This is a genomic window from Amycolatopsis sp. ATCC 39116, assembly GCF_000231075.2.
Taxonomy (GTDB): domain Bacteria; phylum Actinomycetota; class Actinomycetes; order Mycobacteriales; family Pseudonocardiaceae; genus Amycolatopsis_E; species Amycolatopsis_E tucumanensis.
This window is the reverse complement of sequence record NZ_AFWY03000025.1, coordinates 64,164-86,655: the sequence shown is the minus strand read 5'-3', so window position 1 is coordinate 86,655 and position 22,492 is coordinate 64,164. Positions and strand designations below refer to the sequence as shown.

At 74.0% G+C, this 22,492-nt stretch carries 19 protein-coding genes; 12 read left to right on the top strand and 7 right to left on the bottom strand.

Going from position 1 to position 22,492, the window contains the following annotated elements:
• Positions 1-52: 52 nt before the first annotated feature.
• Complete coding sequence (locus tag AMY39116_RS0323975; protein WP_020420167.1) at positions 53-1,045, bottom strand: NAD(P)H nitroreductase; 993 nt, start codon at positions 1,043-1,045, stop codon at positions 53-55.
• A 137-nt stretch (positions 1,046-1,182) separates the two neighbouring features.
• Here AMY39116_RS0323975 and AMY39116_RS0323970 point away from each other — a divergent pair, with 137 nt between their 5' ends.
• On the top strand, positions 1,183-1,638 hold the full coding sequence (locus AMY39116_RS0323970) for a universal stress protein (RefSeq protein ID WP_027936189.1): 456 nt from the start codon (positions 1,183-1,185) through the stop codon (positions 1,636-1,638).
• A 69-nt stretch (positions 1,639-1,707) separates the two neighbouring features.
• Here the strand turns inward: AMY39116_RS0323970 and AMY39116_RS0323965 are convergent, their stop codons facing one another.
• Entirely contained in the window at positions 1,708-2,382 is a 675-nt protein-coding gene (locus AMY39116_RS0323965) for a response regulator transcription factor (protein WP_020420165.1), read from the bottom strand.
• A 168-nt stretch (positions 2,383-2,550) separates the two neighbouring features.
• On the opposite strand from AMY39116_RS0323965, the gene AMY39116_RS0323960 reads away from it, so the two are divergent.
• The 5 genes from AMY39116_RS0323960 to AMY39116_RS0323940 all read left to right on the top strand — a co-directional run bounded on the left by AMY39116_RS0323960 (position 2,551) and on the right by AMY39116_RS0323940 (position 9,879).
• Complete coding sequence (locus tag AMY39116_RS0323960) at positions 2,551-2,985, top strand: pyridoxamine 5'-phosphate oxidase family protein (protein ID WP_020420164.1); 435 nt, start codon at positions 2,551-2,553, stop codon at positions 2,983-2,985.
• 358 nt (positions 2,986-3,343) lie between these two features.
• Complete coding sequence (locus AMY39116_RS0323955; RefSeq protein ID WP_020420163.1) at positions 3,344-3,949, top strand: DoxX family membrane protein; 606 nt, start codon at positions 3,344-3,346, stop codon at positions 3,947-3,949.
• Between the two features lie 16 nt (positions 3,950-3,965).
• The gene (locus AMY39116_RS0323950) at positions 3,966-4,601 is read left to right on the top strand and encodes a CBS domain-containing protein (RefSeq protein WP_027936188.1); all 636 of its coding nucleotides are present in this window, start codon (positions 3,966-3,968) and stop codon (positions 4,599-4,601) included.
• A 146-nt stretch (positions 4,602-4,747) separates the two neighbouring features.
• Positions 4,748-7,297, top strand: coding sequence for a cation-transporting P-type ATPase (locus AMY39116_RS0323945; protein ID WP_039791726.1), 2,550 nt, complete (start codon positions 4,748-4,750; stop codon positions 7,295-7,297).
• A complete protein-coding gene (locus AMY39116_RS0323940) occupies positions 7,294-9,879 on the top strand; it encodes an HAD-IC family P-type ATPase (RefSeq protein ID WP_020420160.1) in 2,586 nt (861 codons plus the stop codon). Before AMY39116_RS0323945 ends, AMY39116_RS0323940 begins: the two co-directional genes overlap by 4 nt.
• Positions 9,880-9,889: 10 nt before the next feature.
• Here the strand turns inward: AMY39116_RS0323940 and AMY39116_RS43505 are convergent, their stop codons facing one another.
• On the bottom strand, positions 9,890-11,047 hold the full coding sequence (locus tag AMY39116_RS43505) for a nitroreductase/quinone reductase family protein (RefSeq protein ID WP_202961456.1): 1,158 nt from the start codon (positions 11,045-11,047) through the stop codon (positions 9,890-9,892).
• A gap of 241 nt (positions 11,048-11,288) precedes the next feature.
• On the opposite strand from AMY39116_RS43505, the gene AMY39116_RS43500 reads away from it, so the two are divergent.
• The 4 genes from AMY39116_RS43500 (at position 11,289) to AMY39116_RS0323915 (ending at position 15,460) form a co-directional block, all read left to right on the top strand.
• Entirely contained in the window at positions 11,289-12,104 is an 816-nt protein-coding gene (locus tag AMY39116_RS43500; RefSeq protein ID WP_020420159.1) for an alpha/beta fold hydrolase, read from the top strand.
• A gap of 82 nt (positions 12,105-12,186) precedes the next feature.
• The gene (locus AMY39116_RS0323925) at positions 12,187-13,149 is read left to right on the top strand and encodes an ABC transporter ATP-binding protein (RefSeq protein WP_020420158.1); all 963 of its coding nucleotides are present in this window, start codon (positions 12,187-12,189) and stop codon (positions 13,147-13,149) included.
• A 2-nt stretch (positions 13,150-13,151) separates the two neighbouring features.
• Positions 13,152-14,309, top strand: a complete 1,158-nt coding sequence (locus AMY39116_RS0323920; protein WP_020420157.1) for an ABC transporter permease — start codon at positions 13,152-13,154, stop codon at positions 14,307-14,309.
• Positions 14,306-15,460 carry an ABC transporter permease gene (locus tag AMY39116_RS0323915; protein ID WP_020420156.1) on the top strand — a complete coding sequence of 385 codons (1,155 nt, stop codon included), beginning with the start codon at positions 14,306-14,308 and terminating at the stop codon, positions 15,458-15,460. Before AMY39116_RS0323920 ends, AMY39116_RS0323915 begins: the two co-directional genes overlap by 4 nt.
• A 275-nt stretch (positions 15,461-15,735) precedes the next feature.
• On the opposite strand, the gene AMY39116_RS0323910 is transcribed toward AMY39116_RS0323915, so the two are convergent.
• Positions 15,736-16,041 carry a winged helix-turn-helix domain-containing protein gene (locus AMY39116_RS0323910; protein WP_051123592.1) on the bottom strand — a complete coding sequence of 102 codons (306 nt, stop codon included), beginning with the start codon at positions 16,039-16,041 and terminating at the stop codon, positions 15,736-15,738.
• A gap of 203 nt (positions 16,042-16,244) precedes the next feature.
• Between AMY39116_RS0323910 and AMY39116_RS0323905 the strand changes: the two genes are divergently transcribed.
• Complete coding sequence (locus AMY39116_RS0323905; RefSeq protein ID WP_020420154.1) at positions 16,245-17,219, top strand: TerC family protein; 975 nt, start codon at positions 16,245-16,247, stop codon at positions 17,217-17,219.
• Positions 17,220-17,323: 104 nt separating this feature from the next.
• Positions 17,324-18,733 (top strand): Gmad2 immunoglobulin-like domain-containing protein, encoded by a 1,410-nt coding sequence (locus tag AMY39116_RS0323900; RefSeq protein ID WP_020420153.1) that lies wholly within the window; start codon positions 17,324-17,326, stop codon positions 18,731-18,733.
• Between the two features lie 24 nt (positions 18,734-18,757).
• Here AMY39116_RS0323900 and AMY39116_RS0323895 read toward each other — a convergent pair whose 3' ends face one another.
• Genes AMY39116_RS0323895 through AMY39116_RS0323885 form a run of 3 tightly spaced genes read right to left on the bottom strand, consistent with a single transcriptional unit; the run spans position 18,758 to position 22,492 of the window.
• The gene (locus AMY39116_RS0323895; protein ID WP_020420152.1) at positions 18,758-19,678 is read right to left on the bottom strand and encodes a hypothetical protein; all 921 of its coding nucleotides are present in this window, start codon (positions 19,676-19,678) and stop codon (positions 18,758-18,760) included.
• Entirely contained in the window at positions 19,675-21,096 is a 1,422-nt protein-coding gene (locus AMY39116_RS0323890; RefSeq protein WP_020420151.1) for a glycosyltransferase, read from the bottom strand. Before AMY39116_RS0323890 ends, AMY39116_RS0323895 begins: the two co-directional genes overlap by 4 nt.
• On the bottom strand, positions 21,071-22,492 hold the full coding sequence (locus AMY39116_RS0323885) for a wax ester/triacylglycerol synthase family O-acyltransferase (RefSeq protein WP_020420150.1): 1,422 nt from the start codon (positions 22,490-22,492) through the stop codon (positions 21,071-21,073). The genes AMY39116_RS0323890 and AMY39116_RS0323885 overlap by 26 nt, the downstream gene beginning before the upstream one ends.

Here is a 22,492-nt window from a genome sequence, read left to right as displayed (position 1 = left end):
CACGAGAAGGGCGCCGGCCACGCGGCCGGCGCCCTTCTCGATGGTCGGTTCCTCAGGTGGCGGACTGCGTGCTGAGCGGGGTGACGACCTCGGCCAGCGGGCGGCGCGGTGTGGCGGGCAGCGGGTCGGCGTTGACGGGCGCCCAGCCGACGCGCAGGACCATCTGCGGCATGGTGCCGCCGGTGACGCGGTCGCGCACCTGCTGCCGGGTGCCGGTGATCTCCAGCGGCTCGGTCAGCGGGCAGGAGGCCAGTCCGAGGTTCGTCGCGGTCAGCAGGACCGCGCTGGTCGCCTCGCCGGCACGCAGCCGGGACAGCGGATCGTCCGACGCGGTGCCCAGCACCAGCAGCACCGTCTCGTCGTCCTCGCCGTTCGTGCCGGGCGGTTGCGCGAGCTGGGGATCGGCGAACGGGCGGCCGGGCAGCGCGCCCGGCGTGGGATCGGGCGCGGGGGCGTTGACCGCGGGCACGCCCTCGGTGGAGAAGTGCCGTCCGCTCCACGCGGCCAGCTCCATCCGGTAGGCGGGGTCGGCCGCGTGGCGGCGCGCCGCCTCGAAGACCGCTTCGGCCAGGTGGTAGCGGGCCGAGCCGGTGGCCTCGCGCAGGATGACGCCCTCGTCGGCGGCGCGCGCGGCCATGGTTTCGATGTGGCTGTCGGGCACCGGCCAGGAGCTGTGCCGCCGCCGGTCGGTGCGCCGTCGCGGGATGGCCGCGGCCAGGGCGATCTCTTCCTGCCCCGGTTCGTGGCGGTGCAGCTCGACGGCGGCGAGGTGACCGGGTTCGGCCGGGTTGGGCAGCCGGTGCACCTCGGCGCGCCAGCCCAGCGCCGCGAAACCCACCCGCAGGTGGTGCAGCGCCGCGCCGCAGCTGAGCAGCAGGTCGCGGCCGTCCGGGTCGGTCTCCGGCAGCTGCCGGGCCGGGTCGGCGTAGAGGTGGACGGTGCGGTCGCCGATCCGCCACCGCCAGGGCTGGGTGTTGTGCACCGACGGCGCGCGCACGGCCAGCGCCAGTGCCGCGTTCACGGTGTAGTCGTCGGGAAATGTCATGCCTCCAGTGCAGCTCAGGCCGGGCGTGGCGGGCAGGGCCGGGATGCCCGCGTGGCGGGGACCAACGGCCCTTCCTGCCGTCCCCGGCGCCGCACGACGCTGGACGCGGCGAAAACGGCGTGCGGAAGGACGACGTGGTGGCATCGATCGTGGTGGGAGTGGACGGTTCGGCCGGCAGTGCGGAGGCGCTGCGCTGGGCGATCACCGAGGCCGCGCCGACCGGGCGGGACGTGGTGGCGGTCAACGTCTGGAGCTACGCCGGCGGCGGCGAGACCGCCGAGGCGGTTCGCGCGGCGCACCGGCACGCCCTCGACGAGCTGATCGACCGCGTGCACACCGGCGCCCCCGAGGTCCCGGTGCAGCGCGAGATCGTGGAGGGCGACCCGGTGCGGATGCTGCTGTCGGTGTCGTCGGACGCCGCGATGCTCGTTCTCGGCAGCCACGGTTACGGCCGGCTGTCCCGGGCGCTGCTCGGGTCCGTCGGGGCGCAGTGCCTGCGCCACGCGCGCTGCCCGGTCGTGATCATCCCGGCCAGGCGGACCGCCGGTCACCGGCCATCCGAAGTGGACGCGCACGTCGGCCGCGTGAGCTGAACTGAGCAGTAAAAAGGGCCTCCGGCGGATCGCCGGAGGCCCTTCCCCCTCGCCCTCGCGGGTGGTCTGTCAGCGCACTACGGGCGCCCCGGGCCGGGGTGCGTCGGCGTGCTCGCCGGTGCGGAGTTTGGCGGCGAGGACGGCGGCCTGGGTGCGGCGTTCGAGTCCGAGTTTGGCCAGTAGCCGGGAGACGTAGTTCTTGATGGTCTTTTCGGCGAGGTACATGCGCTGCGCGATCTGGGCGTTGGTGAGTCCTTCGCCAATCAGGTCGAGCAGGGTGCGTTCGCGTTCGGTGAGCCCGGCCAGCGGCCCGTCGTCGCGGGTGCGGTCGCGGAGTTTGGCCATGAGGGTGGCGGCGGCGCGGGTGTCGAGCAGGGAGCGGCCGGATCCGACTTCGCGTACGGCCGACATCAGGTGCAGCCCGGCGATGTCTTTGATGGCGTAGCCGCCGGCGCCGGCGAGGATGGCGTTGAGCATGGCCTCCTCGTCGGTGTAGGAGGTCAGGATGAGGACGTTGAGCTCGGGGATCCGGGACCGCAGCTCGCGGCACAGCTCGATGCCGTTGCCGTCGGGCAGGCGGACGTCGAGCACCGCGACGTCGGGCTTGAGCGCCGGGATCCGGGCCATGGCCTGCGCGGCGGTGGTGGCTTCGCCGACGACCTCGAGTTCGGGGTCGGTGCCGAGCAGGTCGGCGACGCCACGGCGGACGACCTCGTGGTCGTCGACCAGGAACACGGTGATCACGGCACGGCCCCTTCCGCAGATGACCTTCCCAACCTAGAGGCCGCCGCACGTGCCGCGAACCGGCGGAAGTCACCTCCGGCAGGGACCAACGTCACTTGTCACCCCGATGATCGATCCGGTGACCTTCGGCCCTGTCCGTCCGCGCGAAGCCGGGGCGACGATGACGGGGTGATCGATCAGACCTCGCCGAGGGCCCCGCGTGAACTGGGCCGCGCCGAGTCGCTGAGCCTGTTGGGCAGTGTGGGCGTCGGCCGCGTCGTGTTCACCCACCAGGCGCTGCCCACCATCCGGCCGGTGAACCACGTGCTCCACGACGGTTGCGTCATCGTCCGGACCCATCCCGGCGCGGCTTTGCTGTCCGCGATCGGCACCGTGGTCGCCTACGAGGCTGACTTCATCCACGAAGGTGACCGGATCGCGTGGAGCGTCATCGCGGTCGGGTACGCGCGCCGCGTCGGCGCTCGCGAGCTGACCCGGTTCCGGACGCTGCCGCGCCCGTGGGTGGCGGGCGAGATGACCGAGGTGATCCGGATCGATCCGGAACTCGTCACCGGCTTCGCCCTCGACGGCGGCGACGAGCTCCCGGCCGAACGGCCCGCCTAGCTGTGCTACTGACGGTGGCCGGTGACAGGCTGGGCTTGGGACTTCTGTCGCAGCCTCTCATAGGGGGTTTGGCCGCCGAGGCCGGCGTGGGGTCGGTGGTAGTTGTAGTAGTCCTCCCATTCCTTAGCGGCACGTCGCGGCCACATGGCCGCTGACCTCCTCGGCATGACGAAGCACAGCCAGACGCCGGTTCGCGCGCCTGACCAGGTCCTTCTCACTCCACACTCGCTCAGCCGAGAAGCGCTTTCCAGAACCAACCGAAAGGCCCGCCGTCCCGGGACTTTGTCCCCTCACCGGCCGAGTCCGCGACCAACACACTCGGGGCATCTCAACGGAATCCGAGTGAAGGGCGGACACCATGTCCATCAAGGACCAACCGGGACTGACCGAAGCGATGCAGGTTCCGCCGCGGGACGCCGCGGAATCCGCGCCGGCGCACGGCGCGGTCATGACTCCCACCGCCGCGCGGCTCATCGCGGTGCTGCGGATCGCCACCGGGCTGGCGTTCCTGTGGGCGTTCCTGGACAAGACCTTCGGCTGGGGCTACGCGACGACGAGCGAGCAGGCCTGGATCAACGGCGGCTCACCGACCCGCGGGTTCCTCAGCGGCGTCGACGTCGGCCCGATGGCGTCGACCCTGCGCTCGTGGGCGGGCGACGCTTGGGCGGACTGGCTGTTCATGGCCGGCCTGCTCGGCATCGGTGTCGCCGTGACTGTCGGCATCGGCCTGCGCCTGTCGGCGATCACCGGCACCGTGATGATGCTGCTGATGTGGGCCGCGGAGTGGCCGCTGGACCGCTTCACCGAGGCGGGCGAGCCGAGCCGGTCGACCAACCCGATCATCGACTACCACCTGCTCTACGCGCTGGTGCTGATCGTGCTGGCCGCCGTCTACGCGGGCAACACCTGGGGCGCCGGGCGCCAGTGGGCCACCGTCGCGCGGCACAACCGCTGGCTGCTCTGAGGACCCGGGGGACGTGATGCGCACATTGACGGCAGGCTCGGTGATGACGAGGGACCTCGTCACCGTCACGCCGGACACCGAGTTCAAGGAGATCGCCGCGTTGATGGCCGGTGCGGCCGTCAGCGCGGTCCCGGTCGTCGGTCCGGACGGCGCACTGGCCGGCGTGGTGTCCGAGGCGGACCTGCTGCCCCGCGGGGAAGCCGCGGGCGGGCGGGTGCGCGGACGCGCCCGCCGTCGCAAGGCGGCGGCGCTGCTGGCCCGTGACCTGATGACCTCGCCGGTGCGGACGGTCGACGTCGGCGACCCGCTGCCCGCGGTCGCGAAGCGGCTCGCCGGCCACCACCTCCGCCGGCTTTTCGTGCTCGATGGCGGCAAGCTCGTCGGGGTGATCGCCCGCCGCGACCTGATGGGGGTCTACCTGCGGCCGGACACCGACGTCCAGGCGGAGGTCGAGGCGGAGGTGTTCGACCGGGTGCTGCGGGCAAGGCCGGGGTCCTACCGGGTCAGCGTGACCGGCGGGTGCGTGACGCTGCTGGGCCTGCTGGAGCGCCGCAGCGCGGTGCGCATCGCGGGTCAGCTGACGGCACAGGTCCCTGGCGTGCTGGAGGTCCGCAACCGGCTCGACTACGTCTGGCAGGACCAGGCGCGCTGAGCCGGACGTCCACAACGGACTGACCAGGGCCGTTCCGCCGCAACGGGAAGGGACCAAAGTCCACCCCGTCGCGGCCGGGCGGCCCTGCCGCCGTGCCGTCCGGCGGCGTTGGCTGGACCCGGACGACGAGAAGAGGGGTGCACACCATGCAGGTCGCCGGGCGGACGACGACGGGAGAACGCGGGCTGACCGCCGCGGAAGCGGCGGAGCGGCTGCGGCGGGACGGGCCGAACGCCCTGCCCGCGGCACGGCGGCGCAACCCGGCGGTCGAGTTCGTCAAGCAGCTGGTGCACTTCTTCGCCCTCATGCTGTGGGTCGCCTCGGGCCTGGCCCTGCTCGCGGGCATGCCGGCCCTCGCGATCGCGATCGCCGTGGTGGTCGTGGTCAACGGTGTGTTCTCGTTCGTGCAGGAGTACCGCGCCGACCGGGCCGCCGAGCGGCTGCGGGACCTGCTGCCGGTGCGGGCGACCGTGCGCCGCGACGGCAAACCCCTGGTCGTGAACGCGACCGAGCTGGTCACCGGCGACGTGCTCCTGCTGGAGGCGGGGGACCGGGTCTGCGCCGACGCCGAGGTCCTGGCGGGCGGACGGCTCTCGGTCGACGAGTCGCTGCTGACCGGGGAGAGCGCGCCGGTGCGCCCGGAGCCGGGCGGCGTCGTCCACGCGGGCACCTACCTGGTCGAGGGACACGGCGCGGCCGTCGTCACCGCCACCGGCAGCCGCACCCGGCTGGCCGGCATCGCCGCGGTGACGGCCGGGGCCACACGACCGCGCAGCCCGCTGACCGGGCAGCTGCAGCGCGTGGTGCGGATCGTCTCGGTGATCGCGGTGTCGGTCGGCGTGCTGTTTTTCGGTGTCGCGCTGCTCCTGGACTTCGCGCCGAGCGAAGGATTCCTGTTCGCCATCGGCGTCACCGTCGCGCTGGTGCCCGAGGGGCTCCTGCCGACCGTGACGCTGTCGCTGGCCCGCGCGGTGCAGAAGATGGCCGGCCGCAACGCGCTCGTGCGCCGCCTGGAATCGGTCGAGACGCTCGGCGCCACCACGTTCATCTGCACGGACAAGACCGGCACCCTCACCCGCAACGAGATGTCGGTGGTCACGGTGTGGACCGGCGCGGGCAGCGCGACCGTGGAGGGGGAGGGCTACCGGCCGGAGGGCCGCCTGCTCGGCGACCCGGACGCCGTCGCGGCGGCCGCGGCCCTCGCCGACTCGGCGGCCCGCTGTTCGCCCGACTCCCGCGCCGTCGAGCAGTCGGGGGTGTGGCGGCCGGTCGGCGACCCGATGGAGGTCGCGCTGCACGTCCTCGCCACCCGCGCCGGCCGCGCTGCCCGCCCGGCGCCGCGGGACCGGCGCCCGTTCGACCCGTACCGCCGCCGCTCGTCGGTGTCCGACGAGGACGGTCTGCACGTGACCGGGGCGCCGGACAGCGTGCTGCCGCTGTGCCGGGACGTGCCGCCCGGCGCGGCGGAGGCGGTCCACGAGCTCAGCGCGCGGGGTCTGCGGGTGCTCGCCGTGGCGCGCGGCGACGGCGACGACGAACGCGAGCTGGCGTTGCTCGGCCTGGTCGGTCTCGAGGACCCGCCGCGGCCCGACGTCGCCGGCGCGATCGCCGCGTGCCGGACCGCGGGGATCAAGCTCGCGATGATCACCGGCGACCACCCGGGCACCGCCGCCGCGATCGCCGCCGAGGTCGGCCTGCTCGGGCCCGCCTCGGTGGTGGTGGAGGGCAAGGACCTGCCCGCCGACGACGCCGCGCTGGGCGAGCTGCTCGACGCCGACGGTTCCGTCGTCGCCAGGGTGACGCCGGAGCAGAAGCTGCGCATCGCACGGGTGCTCCAGTCCCGCGGGCACGTGGTGGCCATGACCGGCGACGGGGTCAACGACGGGCCCGCGCTGCGCACGGCCGACATCGGGGTGGCGATGGGCGCGTCCGGCACCGACGTGGCGCGCGAGGCCGCCGACCTGGTGCTGCTGGACGACCACTTCGCCACCATCGTCAACGCGATCGAACTGGGCCGCGCGACGTTCGCCAACATCCGCCGGTTCCTCACCTACCACCTGACCGACAACGTCGCCGAGCTCGCGCCGTTCGCGGTGTGGGCGCTCTCCGGCGGCTCGATCCCGCTGGGACTGACCGTGCTGCAGGTGCTGGCGCTGGACATCGGCACTGACCTGGTGCCCGCTCTCGCGCTGGGCGCCGAGCCACCCAATCCGCGCACGATGCGCGGGCGGGCGCGCACCGGCAACCTCATCGACGGCCGGCTGGTGCGCCGCGCGTTCGGCGTGCTCGGCCCGGCCGAGGCGCTCGTCGCGATGGGCGCGTTCGTGGTGGTGCTCGTCGCGGGCGGCTGGCGGTGGGGCGCCGAACCCGGGGCCGCGCTGCTGGCCACCGCGTCCGGAACCGCGTTCACCGCGATCGTGCTCGGCCAGCTGGCCAACGCGTTCGCCTGCCGCAGCGAGTCCAGCTGGGTCGGCCGCCGCGGTTTCGGCGGCAACCCGCTGCTGCTGTGGGCGACCGCGCTCGAAGCCGCGATGCTCGCAGTGTTCCTCCTGCTCCCGCCCCTGCCCGGACTGCTCGGCGGAGACCTGCCCAGCCCGCTCGGCTGGGCGCTGGCCGCGCTGGCCGTGCCCGCGGTCTGGGCCGCCGACGCGTTGCACAAGGCGATCCGGGCTCGACGACCGAAGGACATTCGATGACCACCACGGAGCAGCCCGGCCTGCGGGCGCACGCGGCGACGGCGGAGACCGTCGCCGCGTCCCTGGACACCGACCCCGCCACCGGTCTGTCCACACCGGACGCGGACCGGCGGCGGGAACGGTACGGGCGCAACGTGCTCACCGCGCCACGCGGGCCGGGCGTGATCCGCCGGCTGGCCGCGCAGATCCACAGCCCGCTGGTGTACGTGCTGCTCGCCGCCGGCGTGGTGACGGCGGTCTTCGGCGGTTACGTCGACGCCGCCGTGATCGGCGGGGTGGTCGTGCTCAACGCCGTGATCGGGTACGTGCAGGAGTCGCGTGCCCAGCGGGCCCTGGACGCCCTGACCCGGCTGGTCCGCACCGAGACGACCGTGCTGCGCGACGGCGCGCCCGTCCGCGTACCGGCGGAGGAACTCGTGCCGGGCGACGTCGTCGAGATCGCCGCGGGGGACCGGGTGCCCGCCGACGGCCGCGTGACCGAAGCGCACCAGCTGGAGGTCGACGAGTCCGCGCTCACCGGCGAGTCCGCCCCGGTGGCCAAGCACGACGAGGTCCTGCCCGCGGAGACGGCCGCCGCCGACCGGGTCAACATGGTGCACTCCGGCACCCTCGTCACCCGCGGGACCGGCCGCGCGGTGGTCACCTCGACCGGCGCGCACACCCAGCTCGGCGACATCCAGCGGCTGGTCGCCACGACCGCCACCGTCGCCACCCCGCTGACCCGCAAGCTCGGCGTGTTCTCCCGCCAGCTGAGCGTCGGGATCGTGGTGGTCGCGGCCTTCGCGTTCGCGCTCGGCCTGCTGCGCGGCACCCCGGTGGCGGAGATGTTCACCGCCGCGGTCGCCCTCGCCGTGGGCGCGATCCCGGAGGGGCTGCCCGCCGCGGTGTCGATCGTCCTCGCGATCGGCGTGGTGCGGATGTCCCGCCGCCGCTCGGTGGTGCGCCACCTGCCCGCGGTCGAAACACTGGGCAGCACCACGGTCATCTGCACCGACAAGACCGGCACGCTCACCGAGAACCGGATGACGGTCGTCGCCGTGCACGCCGCCGGGCGCACCGTGGACGAGTGGGCCGATCCGGGCCCGGCCGTACGGGAGTGCCTGGTCGCGGGGGTGCTGTGCAACGACGCGAGCCCCGCCGAGGGCGATCCGACGGAGATCGCGCTGCTCACGGCCGCGGCCGGCCTGGACCCGGCCCGGTTGCGGGCGGAGCGGCCACGCCTCGACGTCGTCCCCTTCGACTCGGAAACCCGCCTGATGATCACCGCGCATCGCGGCGCCGCGTACGTGAAGGGCGCGGTGGAGGAGGTGCTCGCCCGGTGCTCGGCCGAACTCGGCGAGGACGGCGCCGAGCGGCCGCTCGACACGGCGGAGGTGCACCGCGCCCAGGCGGAGTTCGCCGCACAGGGACTCCGGGTGCTGGCCTTCGCCCGGTTCACGCCCACCGGCGGGCCGCTCGCCGGCCAGGGGGAGTGGACCTTCCTGGGATTGCAGGCGATGCAGGACCCGCCGCGGGCGGAGGCCGCGCGCGCGATCGCCGCCTGCCGGGACGCGGGCATCGCGGTCAAGATGATCACCGGCGACCACGCGGTCACCGCGGGGGCGATCGCCGGGCAGGTCGGCCTCGCGCGGCCGGGCGAGGCCACCGTGCTGACCGGCCGCGACCTCGACGAGCTGGACGACGGCGCACTGGACGAGGCCGCCGCCCGCGCGGACGTGTTCGCCCGTGTCTCCCCGGCGCAGAAGCTGCGCCTGGTGCGGGCGCTGCAGCGGCGCGGCCAGGTCGTCGCGATGACCGGGGACGGGGTGAACGACGCGCCGGCCCTGCGCCGCGCCGACATCGGCGTCGCGATGGGCCGCGGCGGCACCGACGCGGCCCGGCAGGCCGCCGACATGGTGCTCCTCGACGACGACTTCGTGGCGATCGAGTCCGCGGTCGAGGAGGGCCGCGGGGTGTTCGACAACCTGCGCAAGTTCATCGCCTGGACGCTGCCGACGAACATCGGCGAGGGCATGGTGATCCTGGTGGCCGTCGTGCTCGGCGCGGTCCTGCCGATCGTGCCCGTGCAGATCCTGTGGATCAACATGACCACCGCCGTCTTCCTCGGGCTGACGATGGCGTTCGAGCCGAAGGAACCCGGGCTGATGCGGCGGCCGCCGCGCCCGCCGGCCCGTCCGCTGCTCACCCGGAACCTGGTGCGGCGGATCGGGCTGGTGTCGGCGCTGCTCGTGGCCGCGGCCTTCGCCGGCTATCACTGGGAGCTGGCCGACGGCGGGTCGCTCGCGCAGGCCCGCACGGTGGCGGTCAACGTGTTCGTCGGGGTGCAGATCGCCTACCTGTTCAGCTGCCGCTCGCTGGACCACAGCCTGCTGCGCGCGCGGCCGGGGCGGAACCGCATGCTCGGCGTCGGCCTCGGCATCACCGTGCTGCTGCAGGCGCTGATCACCTACGTGCCCGGGATGAACCGGATGTTCCACACGGCGCCGATCGGGTGGGACTCGTGGTGGCCGGTGCTCGCCGCCGCGGCCGCCGCGTTCGTGGTCGTGGAGGCCGACAAGCTGATCCGGAGCCGGATCGGGTGAGGACGCCGGCTCAGCCCGCCGCCCGCGGCCCGATGCGGAACACCGGGTGACGGTGTGCGACTTCCGCGATCTCGGCCAGGCCCGGTTTGCCGGTGATCCCGAAGAACGCCAGGGCATCACCGGCGACCCGGGCCGAGTCGGGTCGCTGTCCCGTGCGGAGCAGTTGCGCGCGGATCACCGGAGCGCGCTCGCCGGCCGGAATTTCGGTGAGCAGCACTGGCCATTTGCGCCGCCCCCGGGCGAGCACCGCGCGCCCGCCGGCGGCCCGCACGTTGCGGACCCATTCGGATTCGCCCGTGATGGACACGAGGTGCCCGGCGCCGTCGTGGTCGGTGCGCAGCAGGGTGGTGCGCCGGATGGCGCCGGTGCGGCGGCCGGGCACTTCGAGGGTGACCACGTCGCGCGGCGTGAGCCCCAGCCGTGTGAGCAGGCGGCCGGTGCCCTGCAGGCGGGTGTAGAGACGGGGTGGCGGCCGGTAGTCGCCGTCCGATGTGGACGCCTGCGGTCGCGCCGCGCGCTGCCACCAGGTGAGGCGGGTCGCGAGGGCGGCCAGTTCGTCACCGGTGACCGGGACCGGGTCGCCGTGACCGGGCGCCAGCAGCCGCGGGCGCAGCGCGGCCAGCCCGGCGAGGGAGCGGCTGGCGCGCACCGGGTCCCAGGTGGTGTAGCGCGGCGGGCCGGACAGTCGTCGCCGGCCGGTCAGCACGCCGGTGAGCGCGTTGAGGTCCACGGTCAGCGCGGCGTCGCCGGAGAGCAGCACGCCGTCGGCCCGGTGGTAGGCGACGTGACCCGGCGTGTGCCCCGGTGTCGGCACCGCGGTCCAGCCCGGCAGACCGGGCAGGTCCGCGGGATCGCCGAACGCGCGGGTCACGTCGCTGATGTCGCCGGCCGCCTCGATCCGGTCCCGCACCCGGGCCGGGAGCAGGCGCAGGAGCGGCACCACGGCCCACCGGTCCAGGGGCATGCCGAACGCGGGCAGGTACCGGCCGTGGGCCATCGGCAGCTCCGCGGCGGCGACGTGGACCTGGACGTGCCACTGCCGCGCCAGGGTCCCGGCCGCGCCGGAGTGGTCGGGGTGGATGTGGGTGAGCAGTATCGCCCGCGGCGGGTTCCCTCGCCGAACAGGGTGGCCGCGGCCGCCCGGATAACCGGCGCGCTGGACGCCCATCCCGCGTCGACGAGCGCCCAGCCGCCCCCGGTCGCGACGAAGTACACATTGGACGCGAGCGCGTGGCGGCCCAGCCGCAGCCGGTGCACGCCCGGCGCGATTTCCTCTGGAGCGATGCCCATCCCGGCGAGGCTAGCCGGGGCCGGGGTGGCGGAGGAGTGCCGTTCGACCCTTCTCCCGCCGGACGGGAGCCGTCAGTGTCGAAGGCGGATCACCCGCGCAAGCGAAGAGGAGCCGCCTGATGTCGTCCACCTCGACGGAGCCGCGGCGGCTCGGGCCGGCCGGGCTGGCCTGCCTCGTGACCGGCAGCGGCCCGCCGCTGGTGTTTCTCCCGGGGCTGGGCCCCCACCACCGCCCACCGGCGGGCCTCGACCGCCGGTTCCAGCTCGCCCAGGTCCGGCCGTTCGCCCGGCGGCGGCGGGTGTGGTGGGTCCAGCGCCGCGAAAACCTGCCCGCCGGCACCACGATGGCCTCGATCGCCGCCGACTACGCCGCCGCGATCCGGCAGCGGTTCGGTGGTCCGGTCGACCTCGCCGGCTCCTCCACCGGGGGCAGCGTGGCGCTACAGCTCGCCGCCGACCACCCCGATGTGGTGCGGCGGGTGGTGCTGCTCTCGTCGGCCTGCCGGCTGGGCGACGGCGGCCTGGCCGTGCAGCGGGAACTCGCCGCCGCCGTGCGCGCCGGCCGCCGTCGCCGGGCCGGCGCCCTGATGTTCGCGACGCTCGCCGGGGGACGGGTGGCACACCGGGCGCTGGCCGTGGCCGGATGGCTGTCCGGCCCGGTGATGCTGCGCGGCGACTGCGCCGACATGCTGACCGTGATCGACGCCGAGGACGCCTTCGACCTCACCGCCCGGCTGCCCGCGATCGCCGCGCCCGTGCTCGTCGTCGGCGGGGGCGGCGACCGGTTCTACGGCGCCGCGGTCTTCCGGGAGACCGCGGACGGGCTTCCGAATGGCCGGCTCCTGCTGCACCCCCGGCTGGGGCACGTGGCGGCGCAGAGCGCCAAAGCGACGGTGGCGGCGGTGGACCGGTTCCTGGCGGAACCGCCGGGCTGAGCCGCCGCGGCGGGCGGAAGTCACCGGCTCGCGGGACCTTCGCCCCTCGCCCCCGGCGGTGTCCGCCGCCACGGTGGAGCCCATGACCTCCACGGTGCTCACCGGGACCGCCGACGTCCTCACCGTGACCGGTCTGCGCAAGGCGTTCGACGGCCGGATCGCGGTGGACGACGTCGGTTTCCACATCGCCCCTGGCGAAACCTACGGCCTGCTCGGCCCCAACGGCGCGGGCAAGACCACGACGCTGCGGATCCTGTGCGGGCTGCTGGCCCCCGAGGCCGGCAGCGCGGTGATCGGCGGCTTCCCCATGAACAGGTTCGCGCGGGAGGCGAAGGCCCTCGTCGGCTACGTGCCGCAGGAGGTCGCGCTCTACCCGGACCTCACGGCGCGCGAGAACCTCCGGTTCTTCGGCCGCCTGTACCGGCTGCGCGGCGCCACGCTCGCCCGGCGGACCGACGAGGTGCTCGAGCTCGTCGGCCTGGCCGACCGGGCTGGGGAGAAGGTCGAGACCTTCTCCGGCGGCATGCGGCGCCGGCTCAACATCGGCGCCGGCCTGCTGCACCGCCCTACCCTGCTCGTGCTCGACGAACCCACCGTCGGCGTCGACCCGCAGAGCCGCCACGCGATCATGGAAAGCGTCCACTCGTTCGGCGCCGCCGGCCTCGCCGTCCTCTACACGACGCACTACATGGAGGAAGCCGAGCGGTTGTGCGACCGGGTCGGCATCATCGACCACGGCAGGCTGGTCGCCGAGGGCACCCGCCGGGAACTCGTCGCCCGTCTCGGCGAGCGCGACCGCATCACGCTCACCGTGGACGGCGACGTCGCCGCGCTCGCCGCGGCCTGCCGCGAGTTGTCCGAAGTGGACAGTGTCGACGTGGCGGGCGGTGAGCTGCACCTGATCGTGCGCGACGGCAGGCGGCTGCTGCCCACGGTGTTCGACGTCGCCGAACGGCTGCGGTCCGGGATCCGGTCCGCCGAGGTCACCGAACCGGACCTGGAAGCGGTGTTCCTGCACCTGACCGGCACGGCCCTGCGGGAGTGAGCATGCATCCGGCACTCGTGATCGCGGGAAAGGACCTGCGCCAGCGCCTGCGCGACCGCTCGGCGTGGATCCTGGGGATCCTGGCGCCCGTCGGTGTCGCGATGCTCATCAGCTTCGCCTTCCGCGGCGCGGAGACCTTCCACACCACGGTGGCGGTGGCCGATCTGGACCGGGGACCCGTCGCGGCCGCGTTCACCGGGTTCCTGACCGGGCCGGAGCTGGACTCGGTGCTGGCCGTCGAGACCGTGCCCGGGGTGGCCGAGGCGAGGCAGCGGGTCGACGACGGCGGCGCGAGCGCGGCACTGGTGATCCCCGCCGGGTTCTCCGCGGCCGCGCATTCCGGGGCCGCGGTGCCGGTCACGGTGCTGACCGACGTGGACGCGCCGCTGGCGGGCGAGGTGGCCCGCTCGGTGGCCGCGGCGTTCGTGGCCCAGCTCAACGCCGACCTGCTCGCCACGCGGACCGCGCTGGCGGCCGGCGCGGATCCGGCCGGGCTCGCCGAACGGGCCGCCGCCCTGCGGCTGCCGGAAAAGGTCGTCAGCCGGGCCGGCGGCACGGCGCAACAGGCCGGAGTCAGCTACTACGCCCCCGCGATGGGCATGTTCTTCATGTTCTTCTCCATCGGGTTCACCGCGCGCGGCTACTTCACCGAACAACGCAGCGGGTTGCTGGACCGCGTCGCGGCCGCGCCGGTGGCGCCGGGCACCGTGCTCACCGGGAAGGCGCTGGCGACGTTCGCGTACGGGACGGCCAGCCTGGGCACCGTCGCGCTGATCACCACGCTGGGGTTCGGCGCCGACTGGGGGCCGCCGGGTCCGGTCGCGCTGCTGATCGTCGCACTGGGCCTGGCGCTGGTGTGCCTGACCGCGTTCGTCATCACGCTCGCCCGCACCGAGCGACAGGCCGAGGGGCTGGCCGCGATCGTCACGTTCGGGCTGGTGCTGCTCGGCGGCAACTTCGTCTACCTCGGCGGCGCGCCGGACGTCATCCGCACCCTCACCCTCGCCACGCCGAACGGCTGGGCGCTGCGCGGGTTCACGGACCTCTCCGGCGGCGCGGGCTGGCCCGCGGTCTGGCCGCCGCTGCTGGCGATCCTGGCGTTCTGCATGGTTCTCGGCGGGGCGTCCGCGCTCCTGGCGCGACGGGATGCGGCCCGATGACCGCGCTGCTGTTCACCGGCGTGGCGCTGCGCCGGCTCGCCCGCGACCGGGTCGCGATGTTCTTCATCGTCCTGCTGCCGCTGGTGGTGATCCTCATCGTCGGCGCGACCATCCGCGGCCAGGACAGCTTCCGCATCGGGGTCGTCGAGCCGGGCACCCCGCTGGCCGCCGGGTTGTCCCGCGCCCTGGACACCTCGCCGGCGCTGGAGACCCGGACCTACTCCGACGAGGACCCCGCCACCGCCGCGTTGCGCCGCAACCAGGTCGACGCCGTCCTGGTGCTGCCGGACGGCTTCGACGAGCGCCTGCTGTCCGGCGCCCCGGTCGAGCTGCCGCTGCTGAGCACCGGTTCGGCGGGCACCACGCAGGGCGCGTGGTCGGCAGTGTCCGCGGTCGTGGCCGACCACGCGGCGCTCGTCCAGGCGGCCGGGTTCGCCGCCGAGCGCACCGGGACCGATCCGGCGCGGTGGTTGCCGCTGGCCGGATCGCTCGCCGCCACGGGTGACCGGATCACGGTCCGGACCGAATCCGCGGGCGGCGCCCCGGACGAGCGGGCGGGCGGGTTCACCGGCAGCGCGCCGACCATGCTGGTGCTGTTCGTGTTCGTCAACACGCTCGCCGCCGGGGCGGCCGTGATCGAGACCCGCAAGCTGGGCGTCTACTCGCGTTCGCTGGCGGCACCGGTCCGTCCGCGCGAGATCGTGTTCGGCGAGGCGCTCGGTTACGTTGTGCTCGCGCTGGGCCAGTCGGCGCTGATCATCGGGGCGTCGGCCGCGTTGTTCGGGGTGTCCTGGGGCGATCCGGTGGCGGCGCTGCTGCTGACCGGGCTGTGGGCGGTGGTCGGCGCGGGCGCCGGCATCCTCAGCGGCACCCTGTTCCGCACCTCCGAACAGGCCTCGGCGATCGGGCCTGCCATCGGCATCGCGTTCGGCATGCTGGGCGGGTGCATGTGGCCGCTGGAGATCGTGCCGCCGGCGCTGCGTGCGGTGGGGCACGTCACGCCGCACGCGTGGGCGGTGGACGCCTGGACGACGGTGCTCTCCCGCGGCGGCGGGGTCGCCGACATCGCGGGCCAGCTGGCGGTGCTCGCCGGGTTCGCGGCCGTGCTGGTCGGCGCGGCGTCGTGGCGCATGGCGCGGAAACTGGCCTGAACGCGGCGCTCCGGGCGCTCAGCGGGCGTCGAGGAGAATCACGGCGGTCGCGACCGCGAAGGCGACGCTCGCCGCCACACGTCGGGAGCCGTGGACCACCGCGGCGGCGTCCCCGTGGGACCGCTTGCGCCGCAGGGCGTAGCCGGGCGCCTGCGATCACCGGGACGCCGCGCTCGGCCCAGTGCGGGAGGAGGGCGGATCCCTGGCCGGCCTGTTCCCCGAAGCGCGGGCAGCCGCTGGGCGCGGCTCCCGCCGCGGCGGTTTCGAGCGGCGCGTCAGGCCGGGCCGAGCGCGGCGATGAGGTCGGCGACCCGGTGGTGCGCCTCCAGCGGGTGGCGCAGGTGACCGTCGCCGTTGACGCGGTAGTGGTTGCGGCGGCCGACCTTCGTCCGCTCGACGTAACCGCCCTCGATGAGGTCGGCGAGGATGAGCTGCACGGCGCGGGTGGTGATGCCGACGCGCGCCGCGATCGCGGGCAGCGTCTGGTCCGGATCGGCCACGAGGCACAGCAGCACGTGGGCGTGGTTGCTCAGGAAGGTCCACGTGCCGCCGCCGGTGCCAGGGTGATCGCTCGCCGCCATGGCGCCGAGCATAGGGCCCGCGTCCTTGACAGGCGAACTCTGTTTCGTCATTCTGGTGGTGCGGAGGGGAGTACCCACCCCGTCCGGGATCGTCACTACGGCAGCGGATGCGGCTGCCCGGTCCCGGCGCCACCCGCCCCGGCTCGCGGAGCCGGGTGGTCGGGGAGACCTCCGGTTCGTCGGACTGAACCGGAGGTGTGACAGTGGTCGTCGAGGTGTGGGTGTGGGCCGCCGTGCTCGGCGTGATCGTCGTGATGCTAGCCGCCGACCTGTTCGCCCACCGCCGAGCGCACGTGGTCGGCGTGCGGGAGGCCGCCGCCTGGTCGGCGGTGTGGGTCGCGCTCGGCGCGGGGTTCGGCGGGATCGTCTGGTGGGTGTGGGGCGGTGAGTTCGCCGCGCAGTACTTCGCCGGGTACCTGATCGAGAAGTCGCTCGCGGTCGACAACGTCTTCGTCTTCACGATCATCTTCGGCTACTTCGCGGTGCCGCGGGAGCACCAGCACCGGGTCCTGTTCTACGGGGTGCTCGGGGCGTTGGTGTTCCGGGCGGCCTTCATCGCCGCGGGGTCGGTGCTGATCGCGAGCTTCGCCTGGATCCTGTACGTGTTCGGCGCGTTCCTGGTCGCCACCGGAGTTCGCCTGGCGCGGCACCGCGACGAAACCGTCGACCCCGGGCACAGCCTGGTGCTCCGGCTGTTCCGTCGGTTCGTCCCGGTCACGGCCGACTACCACGGTTCGAAGTTCCTCGTCCGGCAGGGAGGCCGGTGGGTGGCGACCCCGTTGCTGGCCGTGCTCGTGCTGATCGAGGTGACCGACATCGTATTCGCGGTCGACTCCATCCCCGCGATCTTCGCCGTCACCCAGGAGACGTTCCTGGTGTTCACCTCCAACGCCTTCGCCATCCTCGGCCTGCGCGCGATGTACTTCCTACTCGCCGACCTGGTGCACCGCTTCGTGTACCTCAAGCTCGGCCTCGCGCTGGTGCTCGTGTGGGTCGGCGTGAAGATGCTGCTGCTGGACCTGGTCAAGATCCCCACCGTCGTGTCGCTCGCCGTGGTCGCCGTGCTGCTCGCCGCGGCGGTCACCGCGAGCTGGCTGCGCACCCGCGGCGCCGCCGGGGAGCGTGCGAATGACGCTCCGGGCGAGCTGGTCCCGCCGTCGGGACAGCGGGACACCTGACCGCCGCGCCGGCCGGGAACTTGGTCCCCGCGGCAGTGGCCTTCCGGCCGTTCCGCGCCGCGGGGGCCGGTTCCTAGCGTCGGTGGGAAAACGGGGAGGTACCCATGAACACCGTCAGCAAGCGCCGCCTCTGGGCCACCATCGGCGCACTCGCCGGCGTCGTCCTGGTCGCTGTCGGCGTCACCTTCTTCGCCATCCGCGACCGGGCCGCCGAACCCGGCGGGCCACCCGGGCCGACGCCGCCGGGCGGCGACACGATGGTCGTGCGCGTGTACTTCCACCAGGGCCAAGCCGACGACCCCGCCCGCGTCGTGCCGGTCGAGCGGACCGTGCCGCGGAGCGAGCAGGTGGCCACCGCGGCGCTCGGGCAGCTGCTCGCCGGCCCGACCGCGGCCGAACGCGCCGCCGGCTACCACTCGTTCTTCAGCTCCGCCACGGCGGACGCCCTGATCAGCGTCCGCGTCGCGAACGGCGTGGCCCGCGCGGACTTCAAGGACTTCAGCCGGATCATCCCGAACGCCTCCTCCAGCTACGGCAGCGCCGCGCTGCTGGCCGAACTCGACGCCACCCTGAAGCAGTTCCCGACGGTGAAGTCCACTGTGTACTCCTTCGAGGGCGACGTGGCGGCCTTCTACGAATGGCTCCAGCTGACCCCGCCCACCGACGACAGCGGACAGGACGCGGCCGTGACCGAAGCGGCTCGCGCCTTCCTGACCGATGTGGCCGGCATGAACCGGCCGGTGCCCGGACCGGTGACCCGCACCGGCAGCGGCACCGCCGAGGCCACCTTCTACAGCCGCACGCCCGACGGCCAGCCCAACAAGGCGCTGGCGACCATCGTGTCACTGCGGCGTGGCGGCGGCGGGTGGTCGGTCACCGGGACCCGCACCGCGAACATCCTGGTGGACCAGCCCCGCGCCGGGCAGGCGATCACCTCCCCGGTCACCGTGACCGGCAGGGCGGTCGCCTTCGAGGGCACGGTGACGGTGCGGGTGCTCGCCGACGGCAAGGGCGAGATCGGCCGGGGGTTCGTCACCGGTGGGGGCGACGTGATCCGGCCGTTCAGCGGGCCGGTGACGTTCACGCCGCCCGCGGCCGCCGGGTCCGGCTGGCTGGTCTTCTTCGAGGAGTCCGCGGCCAACGGCGAGGTCATCAACGCCACCTCGGTGCGGGTGTCCTTCGCCGGGCAGCCGGCGGCGCCCACGATCGGCGCCGTGACCTGGCAGCCGCCGATCCCGGCCGGCGACGGCTGGCTGCGGCTGCCGGACGGGCCTGGGACGCTCACCGTCACCGCCGAGGTCACCGGAGCCGACCGCGTGGAGTTCTACAGCACCCCGACCGGCACGGAGACCGAGTCCCTGGCGAAGCTGCTCGGCACCGGCGTGGTGCAGAACGGCGCCTGGACCCTCACCTGGGCCTACCCGGACGAGCCGCTGCTGGCGCACTTCAGCGTGGTGGCGATCGGCCCTGGCGGCCGCACCGAGATCATGCCGTTCAACCTGTACCACGACTGACGACCGCGAGTGGTTCCCCCGGGTCTACGCCGGGGGAACCGCCGGAATCGCGGCCCTGGCGCGCAGCCGTCGGGCGGCGTCCTCCGGCATCGTGGTCACCACCGGGATGCCGGTGGCCAGTTCCAGCCCGGCGGGCACAGCCAGGCGCGGCACGATCCGCATCGACCAGCACAACCACGGCGCGTGCTCCAGACCGGACGGCGCCGTGTGCAGGAACAGGTTGTACGGCGGGTCGCCGAGCTCGTCGCGCAGTGCGCGCAGCATCGCGCGGACCGTGGCCGCGGCGGAGGTCAGCTCGCCGGTGCTCACACCCGCGAAGTCGGCCGCCGGGCGGCGGGGCGCCACCCGGACCTCGAACTCCGCGGTGGGCGCGAACGGCGCGAACGCGACGGTCTGCCCGTCGTCGAGGACGACGCGCGAGGTGTCGGACACCTCGCCTGTGTACGGCCTGCCCTGCCGCTCGTATCGCTCCCGCTGGGCGGACAGCTCGCGCCGCGCCGACGCGGACAGCACCGGCAGTCCGACGACCTGGGAGTGCGGGTGGTCCAGCGACGTTCCGGCGGCGGCGCCGCGGTTGCGGAACACCACCACCTGCGCCGCGTCCGTCCGGAGCGCGCGCAGCCGGTCCCGCCACGCGAACAGCACGTTCGCCGCCTCCGCGTCGGTGCCGGTAGCCAGGTCCCAGTCGTGGCGCGGCGATTCGATGATCACCTCGTGGTGGTCGGACAGCGCGTACCGGTTGCGCACCGACCGCACGAGCCAGCCGCCGCCCGGCGCGGGCGGCCGCCACGTTTCGGGCGGCGTGTCCTCCGACGGGCCGGGGCAGAACGGGCAGCCCACGGCGCCGGTGTGCGGGCGGCGGGCGCGGTGCGGCGCGAGCACGGACCAGTCGCCGGTGAGCGGGTCCTGGCGGAGTTCTCCGCCGTGCCAGGATGTCGCGGTCATGCGGAAACCTCCTTCCGCCGGGAGCGGAAGGCGTCCCGGCACCGGTGCGAGCAGAACCGGTAGTGCCTGCCGTCCTGGTCGAGCGGGATCCCCGGCCCGGCGGCGACGGTCATGCCGCACTCCGGGTCCCGTCCGTCGCCGGCGGTGCGCAGGGAGCCGGGGCGATTCCCAGCACGCAGTCCCGCGAGGAGGGTCAGCTCGTCGAGCAGCAGGCGCGGCAGCAGGAAGTGCTTGCGCACGCGTTCCCGCCCGGCGGCGGCGAGCACCGCCGCGCGCGCCCGCCCGGTGAGCAGGTCCACGACCGCCTCCGCGCACCCGGCCACCGAGTCGACCAGCAGCCCGCCCGCGCCGTCGGCCATCTGCAGCGGAATACCGCCCGCCCGGCCGGCGACGACGGGGGTGCCCTTCCACATCGCCTCGGACACCACCAGGCCGAACCCCTCGCGCAGCGACTTCTGCACCATCACGTCCGACAGCCGCTGGAACGCGTTGACCTCGACGTTGCCGACGCCGGTGAGGTTGGTGAACAGGTGGATCCCCGGATCGGACTGGGCTGCCTCGCTGATCGTGCGGTAGATGTCCCACGCCTCGGGGTCGTCCAGCGCCATCGAGCCGGCGAGCGCGAGCTGGACCCCGGGCACCTCGGCGCGGACGAGGCGGTAGGCCTCGATCACGCCGAGCGGGTCCTTCCACGGGTCGAAGCGGGAGATCTGGGTGATCAGCGGGCGGTCGGTCTCGATGCCGATCCAGTTGAGCACCGCCCGCGCCGTGCGGTCGTCCAGCGACATGTTCTTCGGGCTGAGCGGGTCGATCGCGGGCGGGATGATCTCCACCCGTCCCGGGTCGAGGTCGGGCGGGACGAACTCCGCCATGGTGAACACGGCGGCGTCGTAGTGGTCCGCGAACCCCGCCAGGTAGGACCAGGTGGCGGGGTCGGGTTCGGAGGTGTCGATGTGGCAGCGCCAGATCCACGACCGGTGGTCGCGGCCGGCGTAGGCGAGCAGCGGCACCGGCTGAGGGTCGTGCACGAAGACGAAGTCGGTGCCGGCGAACTGCGGGTCGGCGGCCAGTTCGGCGGCGTTGCGCTCGGCGGTTTCCTCGTACAGTGCGATGTCCGCCGTGGTGAGCGGCTCGAGGGAGCCCTGCAGGGCGTTGTGCATCTTCTTGGTGACGGTGAAGAACGGCGGCCGGCCGCTGATGATCTTCCACGTCGCGGGCAGCCCGAGGTCGGTGTAGAGCGGCACGGCCGAGCGCAGCAGCTCCGACACCCCGCCGCCGTAGGGGGTGGCGCTCACGTGCAGGATCCGGGCGCCGCGCAGCTCGCGGGCGAGGTCGAGCAGCGGGTCCATGATCTCGTCCGGGACCACGTGGCGGTACGCGGAGACGGCGAGGTCACCGACGTCGACGGTGTGCAGCACGGCTGCCTTCCTTCCCGGGCACGGCCTTGCCCAGCTGGTCCAGGTCCTTCTCGATGGCGCGGACGACGACGTCCACGTCGGGCACGCTGTCGAAGTCGGCGGTCACGCCGAACGCGAGCCGGTCGTGGTAACTGAGGACGGCCACGCCGATCCGCAGCCGCAGGGCGATCGGCACGTAGGGGTAGAGCGCGACCACCGGACGGCCGAGCAGGTGCAGCTGCTCGCGCGGTCCCGGCACGTTGGTGGTGACGGTGACGAGCATGCGCTCGACCAGCCACGGCGCGGCGTGCATCGCCCAGGACACCGGGGGATAGGGCTCGTGCCCGGCGAACGACAGCACCGCCTGGCCCGCTTCCCGTTCCCTGCTCGCCTTGTGCACGGCGAGGCGTTCGTGCACGGTGCGCAGCCGCTCGACCGGGTCGGCGACGTCCACTGGCAGCATGGGCAGCATGAGCGACACGTGGTTGTCCAGTGTGGACTGGTCGGAGCGCGACCGGACGCTCACCGGCACCAGGCTGCGCACCGACGTCGCGGAGGGCTCCTCGCCCCGCTCCAGGAGCAGCTGCCGCAGGCCCGCTGTGATCGTGGCGAGCACGACGTCGTTGACGGTCACGCCGAACCCGGTGGCGATCCGCGCGACCTCGCCGAGCGAGGTGCCGGTCATCGCGTACCGCCGGTCGGCGTGGATCTTCCCGCGCAGCGACGAGGCCTTCAGCGGGACCAGGGCACGGGCGAGCGAGGCCAGGCCCCGAACCGCGCCGGTGACCTGGGCGGCCATCCGCCGTGGCGATCGCGCGGCGCCGGCCAGCACGCGCATCTGCTCCACCGGGACGGACAACGCGGTGCGCAGGCCGCCCGCCAGCAGGCGCAGCCCGCCCGGCTCCGGCGCCGTCTCCGCGGCCGGCCAGGCTTCAGGCCGGGGCGGGGGCTCGTCACCGAACATCGCCTCGTGCAGCGCGTTCCCGCCGATCCCGTCGGTCAGGCAGTGGTGCACTTTGGACAGCATCGCCCACCGGCCCTCGGCCAGCCCCTCGATCACCCAGCACTCCCACAGTGGACGGTCCCGCGGCAGCCGTTCGGACATGACGAGGCCGACCACCTCGCGCAGCGCGGCGTCGTCGCCGGGCGACGGCGCGGCGACCCGGTGGAAGTGGGTGGCGGGGTCGAACCCGTCCTCCTCGACCCACGCCGGGGCGGCCAGGTCCAGCGGGTACCTCCGCAGGCGCTGCCGGTACCGCGGCAGGGACCACACCCGTGGGGTGAGGTCCCGCACGATCTCGTCCTGCGGCGGGGCCGGTGCCTCCAGCACGGCGATCGAGGCGATCGCGAGCGAGGCGGAGGGGTCCTCGTCCTCGATGGCGAGGAACAGGGCGTCGAGCGGGCTGAGCCGGTCCAT